Annotated in this window: 17 protein-coding genes; 10 read left to right on the top strand and 7 right to left on the bottom strand. The window is 35.2% G+C overall.

The window, feature by feature from the left end; all coding sequences use genetic code 11:
* Window positions 1–2: 2 nt before the first annotated feature.
* The 5 genes from CLOAM_RS05000 to CLOAM_RS05020 are packed head-to-tail and all read left to right on the top strand — an operon-like array spanning window position 3 to window position 5989.
* Entirely contained in the window at window positions 3–1757 is a 1755-nt protein-coding gene (locus CLOAM_RS05000; protein ID WP_015424782.1) for a V-type ATP synthase subunit A, read from the top strand.
* Window positions 1757–3079, top strand: a complete 1323-nt coding sequence (locus tag CLOAM_RS05005) for a V-type ATP synthase subunit B (protein WP_015424783.1) — start codon at window positions 1757–1759, stop codon at window positions 3077–3079. Before CLOAM_RS05000 ends, CLOAM_RS05005 begins: the two co-directional genes overlap by 1 nt.
* Window positions 3076–3675 (top strand): V-type ATP synthase subunit D, encoded by a 600-nt coding sequence (locus CLOAM_RS05010; protein WP_044278954.1) that lies wholly within the window; start codon window positions 3076–3078, stop codon window positions 3673–3675. The genes CLOAM_RS05005 and CLOAM_RS05010 overlap by 4 nt, the downstream gene beginning before the upstream one ends.
* Window positions 3672–5459 carry a V-type ATP synthase subunit I gene (locus CLOAM_RS05015; protein ID WP_015424785.1) on the top strand — a complete coding sequence of 596 codons (1788 nt, stop codon included), beginning with the start codon at window positions 3672–3674 and terminating at the stop codon, window positions 5457–5459. The genes CLOAM_RS05010 and CLOAM_RS05015 overlap by 4 nt, the downstream gene beginning before the upstream one ends.
* A 59-nt stretch (window positions 5460–5518) precedes the next feature.
* Window positions 5519–5989, top strand: a complete 471-nt coding sequence (locus CLOAM_RS05020) for an ATP synthase subunit K (RefSeq protein WP_044279230.1) — start codon at window positions 5519–5521, stop codon at window positions 5987–5989.
* A 74-nt stretch (window positions 5990–6063) separates the two neighbouring features.
* Here CLOAM_RS05020 and CLOAM_RS05025 read toward each other — a convergent pair whose 3' ends face one another.
* Complete coding sequence (locus tag CLOAM_RS05025; protein WP_015424787.1) at window positions 6064–6936, bottom strand: Cbp1 family collagen-binding glycoprotein adhesin; 873 nt, start codon at window positions 6934–6936, stop codon at window positions 6064–6066.
* An 84-nt stretch (window positions 6937–7020) separates the two neighbouring features.
* On the opposite strand from CLOAM_RS05025, the gene CLOAM_RS05030 reads away from it, so the two are divergent.
* Together CLOAM_RS05030 and recO are read left to right on the top strand one after the other, a co-directional pair.
* Entirely contained in the window at window positions 7021–8424 is a 1404-nt protein-coding gene (locus tag CLOAM_RS05030; RefSeq protein WP_015424788.1) for an NFACT RNA binding domain-containing protein, read from the top strand.
* Window positions 8421–9176: a DNA repair protein RecO gene (gene recO, locus CLOAM_RS05035; protein WP_015424789.1), complete on the top strand. Its 756-nt coding sequence runs from the start codon at window positions 8421–8423 to the stop codon at window positions 9174–9176. Before CLOAM_RS05030 ends, recO begins: the two co-directional genes overlap by 4 nt.
* A 1938-nt stretch (window positions 9177–11114) precedes the next feature.
* On the opposite strand, the gene CLOAM_RS05045 is transcribed toward recO, so the two are convergent.
* The 6 genes from CLOAM_RS05045 to CLOAM_RS05070 form a co-directional block, all read right to left on the bottom strand.
* Window positions 11115–11903, bottom strand: coding sequence for a hypothetical protein (locus CLOAM_RS05045; protein ID WP_015424791.1), 789 nt, complete (start codon window positions 11901–11903; stop codon window positions 11115–11117).
* Window positions 11900–12769: a DUF488 domain-containing protein gene (locus CLOAM_RS05050; protein ID WP_015424792.1), complete on the bottom strand. Its 870-nt coding sequence runs from the start codon at window positions 12767–12769 to the stop codon at window positions 11900–11902. Before CLOAM_RS05050 ends, CLOAM_RS05045 begins: the two co-directional genes overlap by 4 nt.
* Window positions 12770–12862: 93 nt before the next feature.
* On the bottom strand, window positions 12863–16162 hold the full coding sequence (locus tag CLOAM_RS05055) for an Eco57I restriction-modification methylase domain-containing protein (RefSeq protein WP_015424793.1): 3300 nt from the start codon (window positions 16160–16162) through the stop codon (window positions 12863–12865).
* Complete coding sequence (locus CLOAM_RS05060) at window positions 16153–19503, bottom strand: helicase-related protein (protein WP_044278957.1); 3351 nt, start codon at window positions 19501–19503, stop codon at window positions 16153–16155. The genes CLOAM_RS05055 and CLOAM_RS05060 overlap by 10 nt, the downstream gene beginning before the upstream one ends.
* 657 nt (window positions 19504–20160) lie before the next feature.
* On the bottom strand, window positions 20161–21537 hold the full coding sequence (locus CLOAM_RS05065) for a DUF4097 family beta strand repeat-containing protein (RefSeq protein WP_015424796.1): 1377 nt from the start codon (window positions 21535–21537) through the stop codon (window positions 20161–20163).
* Window positions 21534–21893, bottom strand: coding sequence for a DUF2089 domain-containing protein (locus CLOAM_RS05070; protein ID WP_044278959.1), 360 nt, complete (start codon window positions 21891–21893; stop codon window positions 21534–21536). Before CLOAM_RS05070 ends, CLOAM_RS05065 begins: the two co-directional genes overlap by 4 nt.
* Before the next feature lie 482 nt (window positions 21894–22375).
* Between CLOAM_RS05070 and CLOAM_RS05075 the strand changes: the two genes are divergently transcribed.
* From CLOAM_RS05075 to CLOAM_RS05085, 3 genes are read left to right on the top strand one after another with little or no spacing between them, the layout of a single operon-like run.
* Window positions 22376–22948, top strand: a complete 573-nt coding sequence (locus CLOAM_RS05075; RefSeq protein WP_232502655.1) for a COG2426 family protein — start codon at window positions 22376–22378, stop codon at window positions 22946–22948.
* Window positions 22945–24090, top strand: a complete 1146-nt coding sequence (lpxB, locus tag CLOAM_RS05080; RefSeq protein ID WP_044278963.1) for a lipid-A-disaccharide synthase — start codon at window positions 22945–22947, stop codon at window positions 24088–24090. The genes CLOAM_RS05075 and lpxB overlap by 4 nt, the downstream gene beginning before the upstream one ends.
* Window positions 24083–24730, top strand: coding sequence for a lysophospholipid acyltransferase family protein (locus CLOAM_RS05085; RefSeq protein ID WP_044278965.1), 648 nt, complete (start codon window positions 24083–24085; stop codon window positions 24728–24730). The genes lpxB and CLOAM_RS05085 overlap by 8 nt, the downstream gene beginning before the upstream one ends.
* Window positions 24731–24955: the final 225 nt, after the last annotated feature.

The following is a 24955-nucleotide window of genomic DNA, read 5'->3' on the forward strand; positions in this document are numbered from 1 at the left end:
ATATGACAACAGGTATAGTTAAAGGAATAATTTCCAACCTCGTTCAGGTTGAGGTTTCAGGTCCTGTTTCCCAAAATGAAATCTGCTACATCAATCTGGGCAAAGAAAAGTTGATGGCAGAAGTTATTAAAGTTGTAGGAAACATAGCCAATACTCAAGTTTTTGAAAGCACACGCGGTTTAAAACCAGGTGATACTGTTGAATTTACCGATCATTTGCTGGAGGTAAAACTTGGTCCCGGAATGCTTTCCAAGAATTTTGACGGTTTGCAAGGTGACCTCAATAAAAGAAAAGGTGTTTTTTTAACTCGGGGTGAATATACTGACCCCTTAGATGAAAATTCCCTCTGGAAATTCACTCCCCTTGTCAAAGTTGGAGATAAAGTAAGTGCAGGTGACTGGTTAGGTTCAGTTCCCGAAAGTTGGATTACTCATAAAATTATGGTTCCTTTTGTGATGGAAGATGAATATACTGTTAAAAGCATCGCTGGGGAAGGTGACTATAAAATAACCGAAACCATTGCCGTTTTGATAGACAAAGAAGGTAAGGATATAGAAATTAATATGATTCAAAAGTGGCCTGTGAAAATTCCCATTACCGCTTATGTTGAAAAACCGCGTCCCTTTAAGCTTTTGGAAACTGGCGTCCGCACAATGGATACACTAAATCCTATGGTGGAAGGTGGAACCGGCTTTATTCCAGGTCCTTTCGGAGCAGGAAAAACAGTTTTACAACATTCCATATCCAAAAATGCAGAAGCGGACTTGATTATTATGGCTGCTTGCGGTGAAAGAGCAAATGAAGTTGTGGAACTCTTTGTGGAATTTCCCGAACTGGATGACCCCAGAACGGGAAGAAAACTTATGGAGAGAACTATCATTGTTTGTAACACTTCCAATATGCCTGTAGCGGCAAGAGAAGCATCTGTTTATACGGCTATGACGATTGCGGAATATTATCGCAATATGGGACTCAAGGTTTTACTGCTGGCTGATTCCACTTCGCGTTGGGCTCAGGCATTAAGAGAAATGAGTAACAGAATGGAAGAACTTCCCGGTCCGGATGCTTATCCAATGGACCTTCCAGCCATTATTTCCAATTTTTATGCCCGTGCCGGATTTGTTTACTTAAAAAGTGGAACTACTGGTTCTATAACTTTTATAGGAACTGTTTCTCCTGCGGGTGGAAATTTGAAAGAGCCGGTTACGGAATCCACCAAAAAAGCAGCACGTTGTTTTTACGCACTTTCTCAAGCCAGAGCAGACAGTAAACGCTATCCTGCAGTTGATCCTATTGATTCCTACAGTAAATATCTGGAATATCCCGAAGTGATTGAATATTTGAATGCCAATGTAAATCCGCATTGGGTGAAGGATGTAAATCATACCAAAGATATTCTCTTGCGCGGAAAAGAAGCACAGGAACAAATAAATATTTTAGGTGATGATGGTGTTCCGCTTTCGTATCATGACAAATACTGGAAAAGTGAACTTGTGGATAGAATTATTTTACAACAGGATGGCTTTGATAAAGTAGACCAATCCACGCCAATGAAAAGACAGCAATATATGCTGGAACTAATTTTAGAGATTTGCAATGCGGATTTCGTGTTTGAGGGCTTTGAAGAAGTTATGCCTTTTTACACACGGCTAATCAATATCTGCAAACAAATGAATTATATGGAATTTCAAACGCCGGAATTTAACAATTACGAAGCGGAACTACATAAAATAGTTGCAGAAAGGAGAGCTAAATAATGGAAACCCAAGCTTTTCAAAAGATATATACCAAACTCAATCAAATAACTAAAGCTACTTGCACCGTTCAGGCAACAGGAGTGGGAAATGACGAACTGGCTACAGTTGCAGGACGTTTGGCTCAGGTAGTTAAAATTATAGGTGATAATGTAACTCTGCAAATTTTTGCCGGGACTGAAGGAATTGGAACTGATGCCGAAGTTGTCTTTTTCGGAAAAGCGCCTACTTTGAAAGTTAGCGATGAATTAGGTGGCAGGTTTTTCAATGCTTATGGTGAACCGATTGACGGAGGTCCTGAAATTGAAGGTAAAGAAGTGGAAATTGGAGGTCCTTCTGTAAATCCTGTGCGCAGAAAACAACCCTCCGAATTGATTACTACAGGAATTGCAGGAATTGATTTGAATAATACTTTGGTTACAGGACAAAAAATACCTTTCTTTGCAGACCCTGACCAACCCTATAATGAAGTAATGGCTATGGTTGCCTTAAGAGCTCAGAGTGATAAAATTATTTTAGGGGGTATGGGGCTTTCCAACGACGACTATCTGCTTTATAAAAACACTTTTGAAAATGCTGGAGTGATAGATAGAATCGTTTCTTTTGTAAATACTACGGAAGACCCTACTGTGGAACGACTTCTGGTTCCTGATATGGCGCTTACTGCTGCAGAATATTTTGCTTTGGAAAAAAAGGAAAAGGTCTTGGTGTTGTTAACTGATATGACACTTTACTGCGATGCTTTAAGTATTGTTTCCAACCGTATGGACCAAATTCCTTCCAAGGATAGTATGCCCGGTTCGCTTTACAGTGATTTAGCAAAGCTCTATGAAAAAGCAGTGCAATTTCCCGATGGTGGCTCCATAACAATTATTGCAGTTACAACTCTTTCGGGAGGAGATATTACTCATGCCATTCCCGATAATACAGGTTACATAACAGAAGGACAGCTTTTCCTGAAACGCGATACGGATATTGGAAAAGTTATTGTTGATCCTTTCCGTTCTCTTTCTCGTTTGAAACAGCTTGTGATAGGCAAAAAGACAAGGGAAGACCATCCCCAGGTAATGAATACTGCAGTGCGTCTTTATGCCGATGCTGCCAATGCTAAAACCAAGCTGGAAAACGGTTTTGACTTATCCGATTATGATATCCGCGTGCTTGATTTTGCCAAAGAGTATTCCGATAAGATTTTGGCTGTTGATGTTAATATCAGCACCGATGAAATGTTGGATAGAACCTGGGAACTTTTCCAGAAGTATTTCAACCGTGCTGAAATAGGTATCAAAGACGAATTTATGAATTTGTATTGGAAGAAAGGATGAACCTGAAATTTCAGTATAATAAAATCTCTCAGTTACAACTGATTAAACAACTGGCGGTTAGGCAAAGAGCTTTGCCAACCTTGAAAAACAAGGAAAGTGCCTTACGCCTGGAAGTTAAAAAAGCGCGCGACCAGGCATTTGCCTTAGACCAAAAAATGAAAGAACGCACTGCAGAACTTGATGCTTTTATGAAATTGTTTGTGGAATTTGATCCTGACATCGTAAAAATTAAAAATGTGGAAATTAAAACCCGTAAAATAGCCGGTGTAAAAACCCCCCTATTGGAAAACATAGAATTTGAAATAGCGGACTATAACCTTTTTAAAGCTCCTTCCTGGTATCCCGAAGGAATTGCTTTGCTGCAAGAAATTTGCCAACTCCAAATTGAAAGGGACTTTTTTATTCGCAAGATGCAAATTTTGGAGCAAGTGCGGAAAAAGACAACGCAGAAAGTGAATCTCTACGAAAAAGTACAAATACCTGCCTTTGAAGATGCCATTCTAAAAATAAAACGCTATCTGGAAGATGAAGAAAATTTATCCAAGGCATCACAGAAAATACTTAAATCCCGCTTTGAACAGGAGAGCCAGCTATGATAGAAAAGATGCGTAAATATACCTTCGTTCTCTATCATCAGGATTACGAGAACTTTTTGGCAGAGCTCCAAAAGCTGGGTCTAGTGCATATTATTCGTAGTTGTGATGAAAAAACCGAATCCCAAACCAAAAACCTTGAATTGATGAGGGAATATGGTGAATGTGTTAAATTCCTGGCAAAACTAAAATCCACTGCCCCTAAGCAGGCAAGTCCTTTACCGACAAAGGCATTGCTGAATAAAATAAATGAAGCAAGAGAAGAAAAGGATAAACTTCAACACTCTATAGATACGGTTAAAAAACAAATTCGGGATTTAAGTCCCTGGGGGCATTTTGATTACGATTTGGTGCGTAAACTTAAAGAATACGGATTGACCATTCGTTTCTATACCTGCTTAAAAAATCACTTTAAACCGGAATGGCAGGAAAAATATCCCTTGAAAATTATTAACGAAGTTGGCGGAATTTTATACTTTGTAGTTATTACAGATAATGGAGACCCAGCTTTAGAAGCGGATACTTTTTCTTTTCATCAGCATACCCTTCAGGAATTTGAAGACAAGCTGAAGGAACTGGAAAATGAGCAAAAAGATATTGACGACTATCTCTATTCCATAGCTCCTACAGCTATTGAAATGTTTCAGGATGAGCTTAAACACCTAAGTCGTGAATACGAATTTGAAGATGCTATCCAGCAAGGTAAATATGAAGCGGAAAATACTATTCGTCTTTTAAGCGGTTGGATTCCTGTCAGTTTGGAACAGGGTTTAAAGGACTTTCTGGAGAAAAATAACATTATTTATGTTTCAGAAGATGCCAAAGCAGAAGAAAATCCCCCCATAAAATTAAGAAATAACTGGTTTGCCCGTCTTTTTGAGCCCATCAGCAAAATGTATATGTTGCCCTATTACGATGAATTTGATTTAACTCCTTTCTTTGCACCTTTCTTTGCTTTGTTTTTCGGGTTTTGCAATGCGGATATCGGTTATGGTATAGTTATTATCATTTTGGCTGTCATCTTAAAATTGAAGATGAAAAATCAGGGTATGAAAGACATTATGACCCTGTTAATGATCTTTGGAACTGCTTCCATAATAATGGGTTGGGTGATGGGCAGTGCTTTAGCTTTCGATTTGAAAACGATTCCGGCTATTAAGGATAAGATTTTTATTCAGGATAATAATCAAATCTTCAACTATGCTTTGCTTTTAGGTGCTATCCAAATCCTTTTCGGGATAGCCATTTCAGCGGTGAAGACAATGAAAAAAAACGGTTTCAAATTTGGGCTAAGTACTATTGGTACCTGGTTATTATTGTTTGGGTTAACAGTTCTCGGTTCTTCACTTTTAGGAGTAAATATCAGCAAAGTTCAGCCCTATCTTAAATACCCTATTTATATCGGATTGGCAATGATCCTGCTGTTCAATAGTCCCGGTAAGAATATTATTCTCAATATTCTCAACGGATTTTGGCTACTTTATCAAATTGTTACCGGTTATTTTGGTGATATTTTATCTTACATCCGTCTTTTTGCTTTAAGCGTTTCCAGCGCAATTTTGGGGTTTGTAATGAACTCTATTGGAAGTCAAATTGCTCATGGAATTCCGATTGTCGGTCCTATTATTTTTGTGCTGTTTATGCTTTTTGGACATACTTTAAATATTGCCTTGGGAGGTCTTAGCGGTTTTGTTCATCCTTTACGACTTACTTTCGTGGAGTTTTACAAAAATGCTGCTTTTGCAGGTCCCGGGCTGGAATATAAACCCTTTGGGAAAAAGGAATAACAAGGGAGGTTAAAATGCCTGATTCCTTACACACAATAGCTCAACCAATTGTTGCCACTATGGCGAGCCAAAATTTGGCATATTTTTTGGCTTGGATCGGACTTTTCCTGATGGTAGCTCTTTCCGGAGTGGGAAGTGCCTGGGGAACTGTTATCGGTGGTCGTGCAACAGTTGGTGCAATGAAAAAAAGGGATGATGTTTTTCCCAGCTGTATGATCCTATCCGCTTTACCTGGAACGCAGGGTCTATATGGTTTTGGTTCTTTCTTCATCCTGAAAGCTTATGTTACTCCCCAAATTAATATGCTTCAGGCCTGTGCTATTTTAGGAGCAGGTTTGATTTCAGGAACCGTGGAACTGATTTCTGCCTATCACCAGGCAAGAATTGTCGCCACAGGTATTGAAAGTATCGGTTCGGGACACGATGTTTTTGCTAAAACCCTTATTTTGGGTGTGTTTCCTGAGCTTTATGCAATTATTGCTTTCGCTGCCAGTTTCCTAATTGGTGGAGTAATTCCGACTTTAGCTTAAAAACAAAATTGCAAAACAAAAAAGGTGAGGTTTTTTTAACCTCACCTTTTTGAAAGGGTTAAAATTTATATAGGTTACAGCAGTTCTATTACTACGAATTTTTGTTTACGGAAGTTTGTTGGGTCAAGAATAGTAAGAATATTCTGGTCGCCTTCCTTTTCTACTTTATAGGAAGTAGCAGGGTGATTAGTGAGGATAGAATAGCCCTTTTTTGTTGCCGGAAAACTTATTTGCTGTGTTTCCAGCAGGTTCATAGAGTTAAATTGCTCAATAGGAATATTTTGTTTAACGGTAGAAACCTTTCCGATACCCAAAAGTCCACCTTTTCTATCCATAATTCCTTTAGCCATTAATTCTTTGCGAGTACCATATACATAATAGATAGTATTTGCTTCAATGCTTTGTTGAGTAATCTGTTGTTCTTTTTCCGTAATCGTCATCTCGCGTTTTTGAATTTCTTCGGCACTGGTTCTTCTTTCCGTTTCCAATGTTTCGTTCAAAATGCCTAAGCGCTGTTGTAATTCATCCATAATTTGTTCTTTTTCGCTGATACTGGCTTTAAGTTTATTCACAATTTCCTGCACACCTTTCAGTTGGTTTTTAGAGGTAGCAAGTTGTTTTTCCAGAGTAGCAATTTTCTTTTTATCCGCTTCAATTTGGTCTCGCATATGAGCTATGGAAGAAATAATGCGATTTCTACGCTCTTCAGGGGATGTTCCGGGGATTTCTTTTTGTGTGAAAAGTTGTCCCGAGAGGTCTTGTTCCAGCGATTCCAAGCTTGATTGAATTTCACCAATCGTGGAAGTAGATGTCTCATACAGTTTTTTCAATTCTTCATTGCTTTTCATAATATCTTTGGATTTGCCGTTGGCATTAATCCACAGAACCGCAAACACGATAGTCAGAATTGCCAGAACTGCTACTATAATCGCCGTTGTAGCTTTCATGCTTGACTCCTTTATAATATATTATACTATGGCATTCAAAAATATATCCTGTTTTTCTGTCAAGACAAAAGGAAAATAACTAAAGTGAAATATTCTTATCTTAAGCAATGGACACAAGAAATGATTGGTTATCAAGCGGTAATAGAAAGTGTTTTATTGTTTCCAGAGCTCTTAGTATTGCAGACAAAAGATAAAAAAGCCCTGTGCATAGTGCTTAGTAAACGCGATGCCTTCATTTTTCTGCAGGATAATTTCCATCCACCTCAGGAAGGGAAAAAAATCTGGCAAAAGCTTAACAATTGTCATCTTACAGGTATTTCTTTAGCTGAAAATGACCGCCTTGCCTATTTGGAACTTCAGCAAAGAGATATCTACCAGCAGAATAAAAAATATTTTCTTATCGCAGAATTGATGCCTCCTCAACCCAATGCAATTTTAACCGATTCCGAATTGCATATTCTTGATGCCCTTCATAAATACAGCTATGCAGATAATCCTCAAAGACAAATTTTGCCGGGACTTGTTTACACTGCTCCGAAAACATCTTTTCAGCCGATATTGGAAGAGGTAAAATCCCCTTATCCTGATGGTAGCACAACCTGCAACGATTATTTTATCCATCTGTATTACAATAAGTTAAAACAAGAAGAAGAGGCAGAAAATGGTCAAAAAATATGCACTGCCCTAAAAAAAGAACTGCAAAAATTACAGAAAAAAAGAGAAAAATTAAAACAAGACCTAACAAATGCGGAAAAAGCGGATTTTTGGCTCGCCTGTGCAGAATGTTTGAAAACCAATCTGCATAATCTTAAAACCGGAAGGGAAAGTTTTACGGCAATCAATTATCTTGACCCCGCTTTGCAGGAAATAGAAATACCTTTACAGAAAGACAAAAGCCCGCAGGAAAATTTGCAAAGCTATCTGAAAAAGTATCATAAAGCCAAAAATGGCTTACAGATAATTACCAAAAATCTGGCTCAGACAGATGCCGAAATTGAAAAAATTAAAAACCTCATTGCCCAAGCGGAAAAAGGTGAATTACCGGATAGCGTAATTTTGCCCTCCAAACCAACCGGACACAAAATTGTCCAAAACGCTATTCTTGCCGATAAAATCCTGAAATTGAAGATAAATGATGAGTTTCAAATCCTTATAGGACGCCGTGCCAAAGAAAATGATTATTTAACTACTCAACTGGCAAGACCTTATGACTATTGGTTTCACTGTCGTATTTATCACGGAGCGCATATTGTCCTCAAATGCCTTAAAAAAACAGAACCAAGTCCTCAATTAATAGAACTTTGCTGCAATTTAGCTGCCTGGTTTTCCAAGGCAAAATTTTCTACCAATGTTCCTGTGGATTACACTCAAATTCGTTATGTCCGAAAACCGCGTAAAAGTCCCCCAGGTTTTGTTACTTACAAGAATTTCAAAAGTGTTTTTGCCACACCGATGAGCTTAAAAGAAGTAAGGGAAAAACTTTCTTGAAAAACAAACTGCTGGCAATCCTCATCAAACAAAGCCAATATAGCGAAAGCAGTTTAATTCTGCAATATTTTACCCGCCAGCAGGGAATGATTAGTGTTATCGCCAAAGGTATCCGCAAAAAAAACGAAAAACAGCAACTTCTACCTCTTTGTGAATACGAACTAATTGCTTATGAACCGAAAGAACAGGGTTTATGGCTTTTCAGCGAGGCAAATATTACCCGCAATTTTTCCGCTTATCCCAGTTCATCAACTTGGGCAGCTGCGGAAACAGGTTTGGAACTAATTAGCCATCTGATTATTTCTCAAGAAGATATAGCTACAATTTATGACCTTACTATTTCCTATCTGGATTACCTGAAAAAAGTGGAAAGAAACGCTATTCTCATCTTTTGGCGCTTTTTGAATAGAATTACCATTTTAAGCGGCATTGGCAATCCATTAAGTTATTGTTGCTTATGCAAAAATCCCCTTGATGTTCCCAATGCCTACCTCAAAACCAAAGGCGGCTTTGTTTGCGAGAAATGTTTGCCGGAAATCAATCCGGATAACGCTTTAATGATTCTTTCACCCCCAGCAAGAAATATCTTAACTTTATTACCTGAAATTGCTAATCACCTTGAAGATATAATAATAAATAGGGCGGTTGTAAACGAAATTAACACCGTTTTTGAACTCTATTGGGAAGCACATCATAAACAGGCATTGCACTTAAAAGGACTATCCGTTTTAGCTCAATTCTACAATTCCTAACATAAAACTGCACTATTCTCCCAATACCAAGTTCTGTTATATCCTTTCAATTTTGAAATTATCCTCTGTTATTCCTGCGAAAACAGGAATCCAGATATTTTTTAACCCAATACAAAGAGAGAATGGAAATAACTTAATTCCTTTCTTTAAAAAGAGTTCCGTAGGAACGACAGATAATAACGACGGGTTTCAACCTGGCGCAAAAAGCAGATGAAAACAGCATATCTCCTTCTTTCCGAGAGAGTTCCGTAGGAACGACAGATACTAACAACGGGTTTTAACCCGGTGAAAAAAGCAAATAGAAATCCCATAATTCCTTTTATCCGAAAGAGTTCCGTAGGAACGACAGATACTAACAACGGGTTTTAACCCGGTGAAAAAGAATCCAGGATATTTATTTCTTCATCTTTCGGGAAAAAGTTCCGTAGGAACGACAGATATTAACAACGGGTTTTAACCCGGTGAAAAAAGCAAATAGAAATCCCATAATTCCTTTTATCCGAAAGAGTTCCGTAGGAACGACAGGTACTAATAACGGGTTTCAACCCGGTGAAAAAACAAATAGAAATCCCATAATTCCTTTTATCCGAAAGAGTTCCGTAGGAACGACAGATATTAACAACGGGTTTCAACCCGGTGAAAAAAGCAAATAGAAATCCCATAATTCCTTTTATCCGAAAGAGTTCCGTAGGAACGACAGGTACTAACAACGGGTTTTAACCCGGTGAAAAAGAATCCAGGATATTTATTTCTTCATCTTTCGGGAAAAAGTTCCGTAGGAACAACAGATATTAACAACGGGTTTCAACCCGGTGAAAAAGAACCCAGGATATTTATTTCTTTACCTTTTGGGAAAAAGTTCCGTAGGAACGACAGATAATAACGACGGGTTTCAACCCGGCGCAAAAAGGAAATTGAAATAACTTAAATCCTTTCTTTAGAGAGAGTTCCGTAGGAACGACAGGTATTAAATAAGGAAGGTTAACTCGGTAAAAAAAGGTCATAAACTATTTTTATTCTTACCTAAAATTCTGCTTTCGCAGAAATTACAATAAAACAACAAATATTAACCGAGTGTTTTACCTCTTGAAAATAATAGAGAAAATGAGAAATATATCCAATTAAATGAATTACAATAAGTTAGATAGGATATTTACTTTTATATAAAATCAATTATAAGTCAGGCAATATGGAAAATTAATAGATTATCTAATTTCTTTCTCTCATCCGGAACTTTCTCTCTGCAAAAGAGAAAAATCACTCTCCTAAATTCTTTTCAACGGATATAAAACCCATTTTTAAGATCTGTTGTTCTCAAGAAATTTATATTCACCATAAATCATATATTTATTTTTGAGGATAAACATTGTTGTTATATACTTGCATAAAAAACGGAATTTTTATATATAGGATAATTCACAGTAATAATTTCATTATCTCTTTCATATCAATATGTTAGCGGATAATTATGTCCTGCTTTCTCCCCTCCTAAAAAATATATGCTAACTTATTGCAAACAAGTTCATTCCTTCTTGACTCCGTAACACTACCGTAACACTACCCTAACACTTCTGTAACACTTCCGTAGTTTCGTTACTTGGTCGTTACTTAATTGTTACAATATCTCTACGGTATAAAGAAAGCTGATAAGAAAAAATGTCCTACGGTTGTTTAAAGGTAAATTGTTCTGTCCTTTACCCACAAGCAGGGATTCAAATATTTTATTTATTAAAATACGAATTATGCAGTTATGGAAAATAATAGGCAAAATCTTTCTTTGCCAATGCAAATGAAGGTTTTTAATAGGATAATGCTTAATAGCAATTCCTCATTAAAATTTGACAACCCGGTTACTAATTATAACTATTACTGATTTCTGCTACATTATTTATGTTGGCTAAATGAGACACTAATAATAAGATATTACAAAAGTAAATTTTACAAAATTGTTAATTGCTCATCAACCGGAGGATAAAACAAACCCACGATAGTAAAAGGGTTAGGTAATCTTCTTTGATGATGCTCCAAAGTTGTTCCCAGAATAAAATACATATCCTTATTATTTGCTATATCTTCCAATTTATTAATTACCTTTTGGCATGCTTCTTTTTCACTTTTAGATGATTTTAAGCAATTCCAATAAAGAGCTCCAATTTCCCAATCCAAAATACTCATAGTATGTTCTGAACCATTGATGTCTTTAAATGTGTATTTAAAATTACAGGGCATCTTTTTTAAGGGAATTTGAGGTGCAATATTAAATATATTAAGTTGTAAAAATTTCTCTTGTTCTTCTTTATTCCAGTTTCTTTTACAGTGTTCATAACCTGCAGAAACAATAGAACTTGGTTTATATGTTGCCAGGGAAATATTTTTAGGTTCTTGAGAGTCCCTAAGTAAAACATCTAAGGAATCATAAACATTGTTAAGAATATATTCCTTTTTAACATCATAGGAGGTTACTTGCTCCAATGTTGTTATTTCATCATCAAAATTTTTTAAACGATAACTTTCCGGTCTAAAATCTCTCCCTTCTGTTTTCTCAATATCAACTTCAATCCACTGAAATTTTTTATACCGCTCTGCTAAAGGTCTTGAGCGGAAATTAATGGGATAAATTCTAATCCATTTTTTGTCTTCATCCAAGCCGGCAGTGCAGACCGTCTCATTATACTTTTGAGAAGGATTGGGATAGGTTTTTACTGCTATAAGTATTTTCTTCTTCATAAATCCACCAATTTATACTCTTGAGGTAAGTTATCATAAATGATTTTGGCAATAATGCTCCGATGGCATTCTTCAGGATTGGCTTCAAAACAGGTAAGGGCAATTCTTTTATTGGTAATAGCCAGTTCCCTAATTTTATTCAAATAATAAGAGCCGTTACTGGTTAAGTTCGTCCTAAAATCCTGAAACAAGATTTTTTTATCCTTAATTTCTTTTCTTTGCTTGGAGGATATACCCAGTTCCGGAATATGAACATATTTAATATCCATCAGATTACAAAAATTTCCTAAATTCCTTTCACTAAATTCTGGTTTCATACTAATTGCATTTGCTCTTACATCAATGAGCACTTTTATTCCGGAAAAAACAAGATCCGAAAGATATTTATCAATACTTTTACCTTCATATCCAATCGTAAATATGGAAGGGTTTGTAGTATCTGGAATTTGGGTCTTAATTTCAGACATTTCTATAGCTGATAAAAATGATTCTGCTTTACAGCTTTTGATGGCAAATCGGTGATATTCTCTATAGACATATTGCATTAATTTCTTCGTTGAAAACATACTATATCTGGATATGATACTATTTAATATATCCCTACGCTTTGGAGTTATATTTATATAATTTGGGTTAATTGCCCGGTATTTATTATGCTTAAAAATCAGAAAATTATTCCTAACTAAATAATCTAAATCCTTTTGTAATATAAATGAATAGGGACCATATTTATAGGGAACAAAATCATAAGAAACCTCATCCTGCTTATAATTTGCTAAAAACATAAGCTTTTGTAGTTTTACTTTCCCTATTCCATTCAGTTGAGAAATCAAATAAAGAATTTCTTGCTGCCTTTTATATAACATCCTTTCCTCTATTCAGCCAATATTTCATTCCCACCCATCCTTACATTATTAAACAGATTTCCTTCTCAGTATTACAAATATTTATTATTATTTTTAACATGAAGAAGCCCTATTTAGACGATTTTCAATCATATCTTTTAAAATGTCCATAAATATTCTTCTTTCATCTTTTGTTAATCCCAAATAATTGAAAATGATATCATCAAGTTCAATTCTATAACTTTTATTACATTCCACAAAAAAATCATCTACCTTTTCTGTCAATAATGGTTCTAATATATCACAATAATCTTTATATTCTATTTTTGTAAAGAAACGAAATAAACCTATACTATTTATTGAGAATTTTAATGCACCACCTCCAAGATTTGATAAACCAATAAGTTCCCTTTGAAAAACTCCAAATGAAGAGTTAAGTTGAATAAAAATACTATCTACGTTTTCTTCTTCTATCGGGATAATCTTATAAAATTCCTTAAAAAATACATTACTCAAATTTCTTATTACTATATGTCTTGAGCCAAAAGTACGAGGATATAATATAGGCGCAATAATATCATTTCCATTTGTTGATTTAATTCCTTTTCTTATTACACCAGGGGTATTTGTATCTACACCGAGAACATTAATATCCTTTACAGATTTAACAAAATACTTTGTTGGATATTTATCGCTAACGCTGTTATCATGTATGTATCCTTTAATTACGGCAACTTTATTCAAATTGACTAACTTATTCTCACATTTTTCTAATATATTTAAAAAGAAGTGTGGAGATCTAATATAATAACTACCCCACATATTACCAATGTACTTATTATCCCTACTATTATTTAGTCCTTCTTCTAAAAGTTTTATTCTGGGAACGGGATTTACTCTTAAGTCATCATAATCTATACGATTTTGTGTTTCTTCAATTGTAAGGAAGTTTTCGGTATAGAGAGAACTTTCAAAAGGAAGTTTGAAGGCAGCAAAGCGGATTAAATCATCAGAAGCAACCATTTTTTGCTTAGCTCCAATAACAGCAATAATAGTATTAATGTCTGCACTCCGGAAAACTCTTTTGCTCAGGTTATCAATAATGAAATAAACAGGGCAGTTTTCCAAGAGGAATTTTTGTAACCAGGCACCGAATTCTACATCCAGCCAGGAATTGGAAGAAATGAAGGTTAAAATTCCTTTTGGATTAAGCAAACGCAATCCTCTAATATAGAAAAAAGTATAGAGGTCACTTTTACCGTTGATATTTGATTCCTGCAGGTCTTGGGGAAAATCCTGAGCTACCATAGTTTTTAGCAGTGCTTTATATTTACTTCTCTCTATTTTGTTTAAGGGGTCTTCAATTTCTTCTTGGGGCACATAAGGTGGATTGCCAATAACGATGTCAAAACCTCTGTTCTCTATAAAGATTTCTGGAAAATCTATTATCCAGATAAAGGGGAGATTATGATTCATAATTTGTTTAATTTCATATTCAACAATATTAATTTGATATTTCAGCTTTTCTATTTCATGTTTTTGTTTTTTCGTAGATAAATCCAGCTCAATTTGGATATCCGAATCCAAGAAATTATCTTGAACTTCATTTATAGAATCTCTTTCTAAGCGTTTCAAGGCAGCATTCAGTTCATTTCTTTTTTTCAGCAGAATATCTAAATAGAGGTCTTGTTGTTTTTTCTCAATCTCAAATTGTTTATTAGAGCATTTATTATAATAGTAATCAGTTTTAAGCTTTATTAATTCTTTAATTTTCCGTTGAATATCAAGCCCAACTAATCCCTCTCCGGAAATAGGGAAAAGATAATTTCCCAAAATTTGAATAAGCGAATCACCTTGTCTTATTTTAAAATCAAAAGAAGGAAGTAATGGTTCTTCACTATTTTTCAAATTATCTTCCGCGTCAATAAGAAGTGTAATCCACAATCTCAATTGAGTAATCCAAACTGCCCATTGTTTTACTTCCACACCATAAAGGGACTGAAAAATAATGCGTTTTTTGCGTTCAAAAGGATTACTTGGTGTCTCCTGATGTAAAAATTTTTCATATAATAAACATTCAATTTCATCTAAAACACTCAACATTCCAACAGCAAAAGCCCCTGAACCGATTGCTGGATCACAAATGGTAATTTGTTCCAGTTTTTCTAATATTTCTTTAGCTTCTTCAAAAGAAAAATTACCCGCTGTTTGTTCGTTTTCGTCGCCATATTCAGGAAAGAATAATTTATAAAGTTCTTCCAGTTTAATTGAAGAGGAACAATTTTTCTGCAGATATTTAACTAAAGATATCCTGCACATAAAATCAACTTCCAACCGCGGTGTATATATTGCTCCATACTGTTTATTAATTAGTTTTTCAAAAATAATACCTAAGAATTCAGGGTTTAGTTCCAGTTCTTCATCATAAAGTGTATTTTCTTCCAAAGTAAAATTGTAACTGAAAAGGAATTCTGTAAAATTATTAATCGCTTCATCAGTAATGTATAAAGCATCAAGATCGTAATTTTCATGTTTACGGAAAAGACCTCCATTTAAATAAGGTGCATTCACTAATTGGGTATTAAAAGGTTCTGTAATATTAGGAAAGCTAAATTTATTTTTTTGAGAAGGAGCTGAATTTAATGCTTGAAAAAATAGAGGGCAAAGCAGGTCTTGGTAGATACCATTTTTATGAATATCCGAGTTATAGGTTTTTATATAATTCTGAATAAATTTACTATTATTTCCCAGCCAACCCTTTTTTTGCACAAAACCCAGAAAAATTATACGAAGAACAAAAGGAAGAGAAAAATCACCTCTCTTTTCTGCAGTTATATCTTGATTATAAAGATGCTTAATACCCTTCTGTAATTTGGCATATTCTTGTTCAAATTCCTGATAAAACAAATCGGAAATTCTTTCTACAGAAAACATTTCTTTTATTTCTACCAGAGAATCAAGTTTATATTTACTAAGCTGAAGTTGATAGGTTTTATTAGGTAAATCTGCATTTATATAAAAAGAATGCCTGCGATAATTGCTGTACGCTCTTTTTGTCCCTTTATAAACAGGATAAATAAAACTAAAGCGAAAGGATTTGTTTTCATCATAGAAAATGAACAAACCTGCTTGTATTTGTTTTTGTTTAATAATTTCTATTGCTTTATCAAATTGTTTTTTGCGGGCAGTTTTATCAGTTAAAGGTCTATTAACTTTTATCAGATAAATTCCACAATTTGTAGCATCACTGAAGGATAGATTTCCTAAAGCGGTTATTTCTGAAAAATTAACATCATTAAGTTTGGGTAAATGATCTATTTTCTCTGCAAACACACTGGAAGCTTTGTCAAAATAGGATATCCAGTTATCCAAAGAAAAATTGGAAGGTAAAACAAGATAAGGTTTTAATTCCATATCCGATCCTCTATTGCCACAATTACTTGTGGTTCGTAAACTTTTAAGCCATATTTAACTTTATTCAGATAATCTTTGCCTAAGGTCTTGCTTAATTTCTCTAATTCTTGGATAATATGTTTAAAATTGGGTTTACCATTATTATTCCAATCAGCTATTGTTTTTAAGGTATAATCCGGTAAGGTTCCATAATTTTGGATATCTTCTTTCAGCATAAGAATAAAGGGATACCAATTTTGGATATCAGAATCGGGAACTTCTAAAAGATATGAAAGAAAGTTGTATGCTTTTTCAGAATTACTAAGTTGGCTTTGTCTATATGAAAAATTATCAGCTTCTTTTTTTAACAGATTGTATGCTTGCCAGAAATCCGGGCTTAATTTAAGATGTTCAGTTTCCGGAGTGCATTCAATTCTTTTCAGGACTTCTTCAAAAGGTAAAGCCAGATAATGACCATCTTCATCTGTAAAATCCTGGCTAACGCAGAAAAGTTTGCCTTTGCGAATACACATCACCAAGGAATCGGAACTATAGGGTTTAGCGGTTTTAATTCTGATAGGCATATTTTCCAAATCCTTCACTCGTTCCGGATATTGTTCCTTCCAGTTAAACATCAGATTCTTTAATTTAGTATATAGACCTTCCGGTTCCAGTTCATACGGATTGGTTTGTAATTTAGTAAAAAGTTTGGCAGGGGTGGGTTCTTCGTCCGGATCAAAAATACGAGTATCCTCTCCCAGTGTCTGATGAATCATAAACATTTTTTGTTCTGCTATTTCTCTGCTTTTAACAATATCTGCACCTTGTTCAGTGGGAAAGTAATTGATAATATAGAGTTTATCAAAGACCTTTTTACTTATTCTATTTATTCTGCCTACCCTCTGAATAACCCGCACAGGATTCCAGGGAATATCATAATTGATAACAGTTGAAGCACGATTGAGGTTAAAGCCCTCGGACAATTTATCGGTAGAAAGAAGAATATCGTAATCATCATTTTGAATGGTATGGACAGCATCAAAATTGGTATTTATTTCCTCCAGTATAGTTCCTGATAATCCTCCTGTAATAACTAAAACTCTGTTCTTAAAATGTTCTTTTAGTGATGACTCAAGATGTTTAACAGTATCGGCATATTCGGAAAAAATAACAACTTTAGCAGGTGGTTCACCTTTTTTAGGAGGTTGGTTTAGGATATTGTGCACATTTTTAAGTAAGGTATTCAGCTTGGGGTCGTTTTCCACCAGTTTTAAGGAATCAATTTCTTTCAGTATTTTTTGGAACAGAGCAATATCGGAATCCATATCGGCAAAAAACTCCTCTTTGAGGGTAAAATCATTAACATTATAAATCTTATTCTTTCTTCCTTCTTTATCCAGATTATTTTGCCTAAACTGGTCTAAAATGGCATCAATGCTTTCAGGATCATCCACATCGGCTTTATTAATTAGCTTACGATCAAGAATATAGAGTCCATTTGAATTCTGAATAAAGGTCTTAATTTGTATATACGAATTAAGGAGATTTTCTACAGATTTTTTAAAGGCACCGAAAGAGCTTTCCAAACGCTTTACCATTTGGCGTCTTAAGATATCATACAAATTATCCTGACTTAATTGATCTATCTGTTCCTGACGAGTTAATTTACCTTCTTCAGTTTTAATGCCTTCATACTTATAGGGCTTATAAACAGGACCTTTGAAACGATCAGGAAAATTTTGACTATCGGTAAAATATTCTTCAATAACACGGTCATAAAAAGCGGATTGCTCTTGGGTTAATTCATAATACCATTCTTGGGGATTTTCTACTTTAGATAGTTCTTTAATTTCTTCTTTGTATTCCGGATCGGATAATAAATCTAATCTGTTTCTGCGAACGGTAACCGGTTCTATTACTTCTCTGATTTGTTGTGAGAGTATTTTGGCTCTGCGGGTTACTTTTTTAATATCAATTTCCCCGTTACCAAAAAGGCCATTGTATTTTCTTTGGGCATCATTCTTTTTACTTGGGTCTTCGGAATTCCGGTTTTTAGTTATAAAGGCAAGGTCTTTAAATAAGCTGTTGTAAAAGCGGAAAAGATCAACCAAATTACTGTTGAGAGTGATATTGGACTTTTTGGGAACGATAAATAAACTAAGCAAGGAAAGTATGTCGGCAGGTGTGTTATTAAAAGGAGTTGCCGTAAGTAGAATAACTTTGCGTCCCCGACAAATGGTCTTCAGCTTTTCGTAGGTCTCGGTAGTGCCGTTTCTATAACGATGTGCTTCATCCACAATGATCACTTCAATATTTTTAGCCCGGTTAAGAAATTCAATAATACTATCTAAATCCCCTCCGGAACGCACTTCCCAATCATAAAGTTCAAAATCCTCTTTATATTGTTTCCATCCGGAACGGGCAGTTTCATCTCCAATCAAACCGGGAGGACAAATAATGATACCCCTTTTTCTCATTTTCCAGCCAATTAAAGAGGCAATAATGGATTTACCCAAGCCCACAACATCCGCTAAAATAACTCCCCCATTTTCTTCCAAAATTGATAAACTCTGCCAAACGGCATCAATTTCATATTTTAAGGGTCGGTAACCTTTCTTCTGCATAAAATAGGCAATATCGGAACTGTATTCTTCTGTGTAAAAAGTATCCAGCCAGGATTTCACTACATACATATAGGCATCAAAAGGATGAATGGATTTAAGTAAAGTTTTATGTTGCAGATTGTTTAGCAGGGTTGCCTTTTCTTTGTCAGCTTCTGTAATAGAAATAGCATTATCCCACAAAGTATCAAAATATTGCTCTGCTTCGGAAAAACCATAATCGGAAATTTCCACATTGAATTCTTCCTGATCAGTCATACCTGCCTTGGTTAAATTACTGCTACCGGTAATAAATAAATTTTTACGAACTACCTGTTCTTCTTTCAGTTTGAATAGATAGAGCTTGGAGTGATTGGGTTTTCTTGTTTTTCGGATGATTATTCTACCCGCTGTAATTTGTTCAATGATATAACTTGCCTGCTGATAAAATAGTTCATTATCAAAAATATCGTTATTGATAGCTTTCAGAACGGACTGGTGATACAATACGATTCGTTCTACATTCTGTTTATATCTCTCTTCCGCATATTCTACAATACCATAGCTCAGACAATCAACATTTAAGCCAACTAGTACTTTAAGGATTAAATTCGGATTTTGTTGTAAACTGTCTATTAACTCTTGTATACCGGAAAAATAAAAAAAACCGACCAAAAATTTCAGTTCCTGGCTTTCTCTTATCAATTCTGAAAGACGGGATTTTAAGTTCTTATTTCCCGAATTGGTTATAAAATTACTCATCAATACTCCCCTTACTTAAATATAATCAGCATAGCTTAAAATTATGAGCATAAATATAAATACTTTATCCTGCATAAACTGATTTAACCTGAAGATTACTATGTGCGTAATTTATAGGGTGACAAAATCGATTTGTCGTCCAAAAATAATAAAAGAGTTTCACGCTTTGTGCTTTTTTACCTTTACACTATTTTATTACCTATTTTAGATGAACAGTAATAAAACATACTCTTTATAGCCGCTACAAAATAGTCAAGAACTTTATTTGCTGTAGTTCTTTCTTCCTGCTGTAACTGTCATAGTTTTTTTCCTGCTGTTACTGCTGTAACTCAAAACCGGTCTTTGGGCTGACGATGTAAAGCGAGGGCAGGTGAAAAATATACTGCTGGCGTGAAAAGCTTTTTTTGGTTAAAGAAAACCGGTTTTAAGTCACTAAACCGTTGTTCTTTTTTCCTGCTGTTACCGCTGTAACTCAAAACCGGTCTTTGGGCTGACGATGTAAAGCGAAGGCAGGTGAAAAATATACTGCTGGAGTAAAAAGCTTGTTTTGGTTAAAGAAAACCGGTTTTAAGTCACAGCAGACATTTTCTCTTGACTTCTTGACCTCTTAACTTCGTGACCTCTCTATTTATCTATTTATCGTACTCTCGGTTTTTTTCACTCTTTCCCAATAGCTTTTAACAGTCGTTCAGCTTCTTCAGCAGTGATTTTTCCTGCTTCCAGCATTTCCAAGATTTTTATGCGGCTGCGGTCTGCAATATTCTCTTTTTCTTTTTTCTTGTGTTCACCTCCCAAATAAGGTTTAATTTGGGGTGAATCCAGAATTTTTTTAACATAAGCAGCTACTGATTCGGTATGGAAGCGATGTTTTTTGAGGTCATCCACACTTTCTTTGATATTTTTAATACCTTCTTTAAAGGCATCTTGAATCTGGGAACCGATATCTTCTACGCTTTTAATTACCTTATCGTTAGTTTCGCGAAAATCAAAGTTCACTACCAAATCCTTTAATTTGCTGGTAGCAGAGGTTATTTTCTCTTTAATTATATCTTCCTTAAAAGAGGAGGCAATGCGATTTATATAATCAGCCACTTTATTAACCATATCCACTACTTTTTGTTTTTCTTCTTCCGTGTTTACATTAAGCAAAGCAATTCTAATCTGCTCAAATTTATTTTTCACGAAATCCAGATTAAGATGAGTATCCGAGTTGATTTTAATGATTCCGTTTTCGGTAATCGCTTTAATTTTGGTAGCTCCATCTCCGTTGATAATAACATAAGCATCATTTTCAACTGTAACAGGCAAATCAAGTGTGCTCTTTATCCTGCCGAATTGAGTTTTTGCTTCCAAAGCGAAATCAAAATCGTTAGGAAGGATTAGATTGATAGAACCGTTTTGGGATTTTAGTAGGAAGTCACCTTCTTCCACAGGAGTTGTTTCAAAATAGACAGATCCGTTTTCGGAAGAAATTTCTACATTAGGATAAGTAGAAAGACGAATTTTCAGAGGTCCGTTTTCACCTTCCAGATGTAATGTATTGCCACTTATATTAGCAGCTGATAAAGGACCGTTTTCTAATCGGGCAAAAATATTACCCTGACAATTATTTAAGCGAATCATACCATTTTCATTTTCCAGATGTATATCGCCCTGACAGTTTTGAACGGAGACAGGACCATTTTCGCTTAAAACCTTGATGCCGATTTTCAGATTATCCATATTAACAGGATCGTTTTCACTTTCCAAATCCAGAAAGACATCCTCCGGAATTGTGATGGTAATAACGACATTTTTAACATCTTCGGATGCAATTTCTTGCAAAATGAGCTTTAAGACACCATCCCGATATTCGGATAAAATATAATCATCCATCATAAAATCATTTTGAGGGTTTTTGAAGTTAACTTCTCCTTCCATGTATACTTCTCTTCCCTCACCGGTATGGATAAATAATTTTGCCAAGTGATTCTCAATCACAACTTTGTTCAAGGGTTCAAAAACCCATTTTTTTTCTACATTGAACTTTTTCATTTTTTCCTCCTTTGTTCAATCATAGATACTGCCTCATCTACATTGATAAAACCTTCTTCCAAATCGGATAAAACATCAATAACCGTATCCGTAACCGGTTCTTTTTTAGTTATGATCCCGATAATTTCTGCTAAACGGTTTTTTACTGTAGGATAAGATATTCCCAGCTGATTTTGCAGCTCTTTCAAATTACCTTGCACTAATAAAAATAAACGAATAAACTCTAATTGACCGGCGTCTAATTCTGCCAGCCAGTTATTTTCAAAGTCGCCTTGAAAACTAATTTCACAATGCGGGCAGTGCAATACCCTGATTTTCAATTCTCCTTTACAGATGGGACAGTTGGATAAATTCATCTTCATCTCCTTCAATATTCTTAAAGATAATATAAATATTATTGATGGATTGTCAAGTGAAAAATGAATATATTTAAGGTTCAAGCAACAAAAGGTTGAAATATATGTATTGAGAGCTATTTTTACCCGAACTTTTAGGAGTCGTCACTGCAGAAATAACTTTTACACAATACCCTCATTATTTTAACAATGAGGACTCGTGACAGCAATGTCTCCCCGATATTTTATCTAATAATTCCGAAATGAACAGAATATTTTAATAATGAGTAACTGTGTCGTCATTAGTCATATACGCTGCAAAAGCTATCTCCCAAATAAAAAATATCAAGGCGTATATGACTCCTGACTTTAATATCGGCAGAACTATGTTCTCATTCGTTTTCTAATCATTGGTTGACGAGAACATCAACCATCCGTCTATACAAATTATTGACAAAATACGGGTTTTTGATAAATGGAATTATGATAATGTTATAAAGGGAGTGAAGTTGGATAACCGGCTAAAAAAGATACTGCTTATTCTGTTGATAGTAATTTTGTCCCAGCCGCTTTTTTGTAATACTACTGCAGATAAGACCGTTGCCTGGTTGAAAGCAAAAGGTGTTGCACCCGAACTCATTGTGGTGATAATTTCAATGATTCCAGTTATAGAACTGCGGGGAAGTATACCTGTAGCAATTTTTTTATTTAATATTCCCTGGCTGGAAGCGGCAGTTCTCTCCATTATTGGCAATATGATTCCAGTCCCTTTCCTATTGTTGCTGATTGATTGGTTTTTTGGCTTAATAAGTAAAGTGAAACCAGGTCGTAAATTTACTGAATGGCTTTTTACCAGAACAAGACGCAAAGGTAAGTCCATAGAAAAATACGAGGAAATTGGTTTAGCTATTTTTGTTGGCATTCCTCTTCCAGGAACTGGGGGTTGGACAGGTGCTTTAGCTGCTAATATATTTGGTTTAAGATTTTGGCGTTCAATGTTTTTTATATTTTTAGGGGTAATTATGGCAGCTATTATTGTAACTATTTTATCCTTGATGGGAACTTTAGCTTTATGATACGCAAAGAAAGGTATAAAATATTTTGGCTGGTGGGTGAAAGTTCTGCTGATTTGCATTCCGAACTGGTAATGAAAGCATTAAACGATAAATTTGGTAATTTAACCCATATTGGAATTGGTGGACCCAGAATGCAAAGGCAGGGTTTGAAAACCCTCTTTCCATTTGAAAAATTTGCTGTGATGGGTTTTGTAGAAGTAGTGAAACATTTGTTCTTTTTCTTGAAAGTCCAGCGTAAATTAGGCAAACTGTTTTCTACAGAGAAATTTGACCTTGCTATTCTTGTTGATTATCCGGGTTTGAATTTAAGAATTGCTAAAATGGCAGATGAAATGCGTATTCCTGTGCTATATTTTATTTGTCCTCAATTTTGGGCTTGGAAACATAAAAGAGTATATCAGCTAAAGGACTCTGTGCGTTATGTAGCTTGCATTCTTCCTTTTGAAGAGGAATTACTGAAAATACATAATATAAATTGCAGTTATGTAGGTCACCCTATAGCGGAAGAAATTACTTTTGAGCTTGATCGTGGGTCTTTTGCCCGTTTTTTTGGTCTTGATCCTAATAAAAAATGGATTGGTTTTTTCCCGGGAAGCCGAAATAATGAAATAACCAAAATGCTCCCGGTCTTTTTACAGACAGCACAAAAGTGGAACCAAACTGAATATCAAATGCTATTTTCCAAGTCACATAGCGTTAATCATCAACTTTATATGCATCTGATAGAAGGACAAAAGAATATCAAGATCATTGATGGTTATAACTATGAAATGATGAAATATTGTGAACTGCTGATCTGCACTTCAGGCACAGTAACTTTGGAAGCTGCCTATATTGGAACTCCTCTGGTAATATGTTACAAGGGTTCTTATTTATCCTATCTGATAGGTCGGATATTTGTTAGAATTAAACATATCGGTTTACCCAATATCGTTTTGGATGCAGACCTCCTGCCGGAACTGATTCAGGGAGAAATGAAACCAGATAATATTTATAAAGCTGGAATGCAAATCTTAAGCGATCCTGAAAAGAATGCCCAAATCCGGAAGGAGCTATTTAAACTGAGAGCAATGTTAAGTGATAAACATCCCTCTCAGGAAATGCCCAAAATAGTCCGTTATTTACTTGATACCTATGGCTAAAGTTCTTTTTTATCTGGAACGGAAACTGGGTGCCTGGTTTCTGTTACTTTTGCGGAAAACACTGAAATTCAAAGTAATAAATCAAGAATCCTCCGATAACATACGCTGCATCTATATGTTCTGGCATAGAAATCTTTTGATGATGACTCTCCAAAGAGTTTATCACGGTGCAGCCGTTATGGTTTCTTCTTCCAAGGATGGAGAATTAATTGCCGGACCTTTATGGGAACTTGGATATATTCCTGTTCGGGGCTCAAGTTCTTTTAAGGGTTCTTCGGCAATGAGAGAAATGATAAAAATATCCCAAAAAATATCCCTCGCCATTACTCCCGATGGGCCTAAAGGACCTTGCTACACCTGCCATCCAGGTATTTTTCAAATTGCTTACCTGGCAAAAATTCCTATTGTAGCAGTAGCTGTAAATGCCGATAAAGAATGGCAGTTCAATTCCTGGGACAGATTTCGGTTTCCCAAACCTTTTGCCAAGCTAACTATGATCTACTCCGATCCTATCTGGGTGAAAAGTAAAGAGGATTTTGCAACTGCAGAAAGAGAAATACGGGATTTCCTGGCAAAAAACGAAAAGGATACTTTTTTTTCACAAAGAGAAAAAGAGAAAAAGAGAAAAGTGAGATGGTGAGAGGATTATTTTCACAAAGAGAAAAAGAGAAAAGTGAGATGGTGAGAGGATTATTTCCACAAAGAGAAAAAGAGAAAAAGAGAAAAAGAGAAAAGTGAGATCATTTTTTGAATGAAATTTCTTTTGTCATCCCTACGCAAGCAGGAATCCAAACAAGTTCTGATAAAGTAACTGCATTTTTAATATTGAACTGTATAATACTTTATCCCTAATCATAAATGGCAG

This window comes from Candidatus Cloacimonas acidaminovorans str. Evry (genome assembly GCF_000146065.2).
GTDB classification, from domain to species: Bacteria; Cloacimonadota; Cloacimonadia; order Cloacimonadales; family Cloacimonadaceae; genus Cloacimonas; species Cloacimonas acidaminivorans.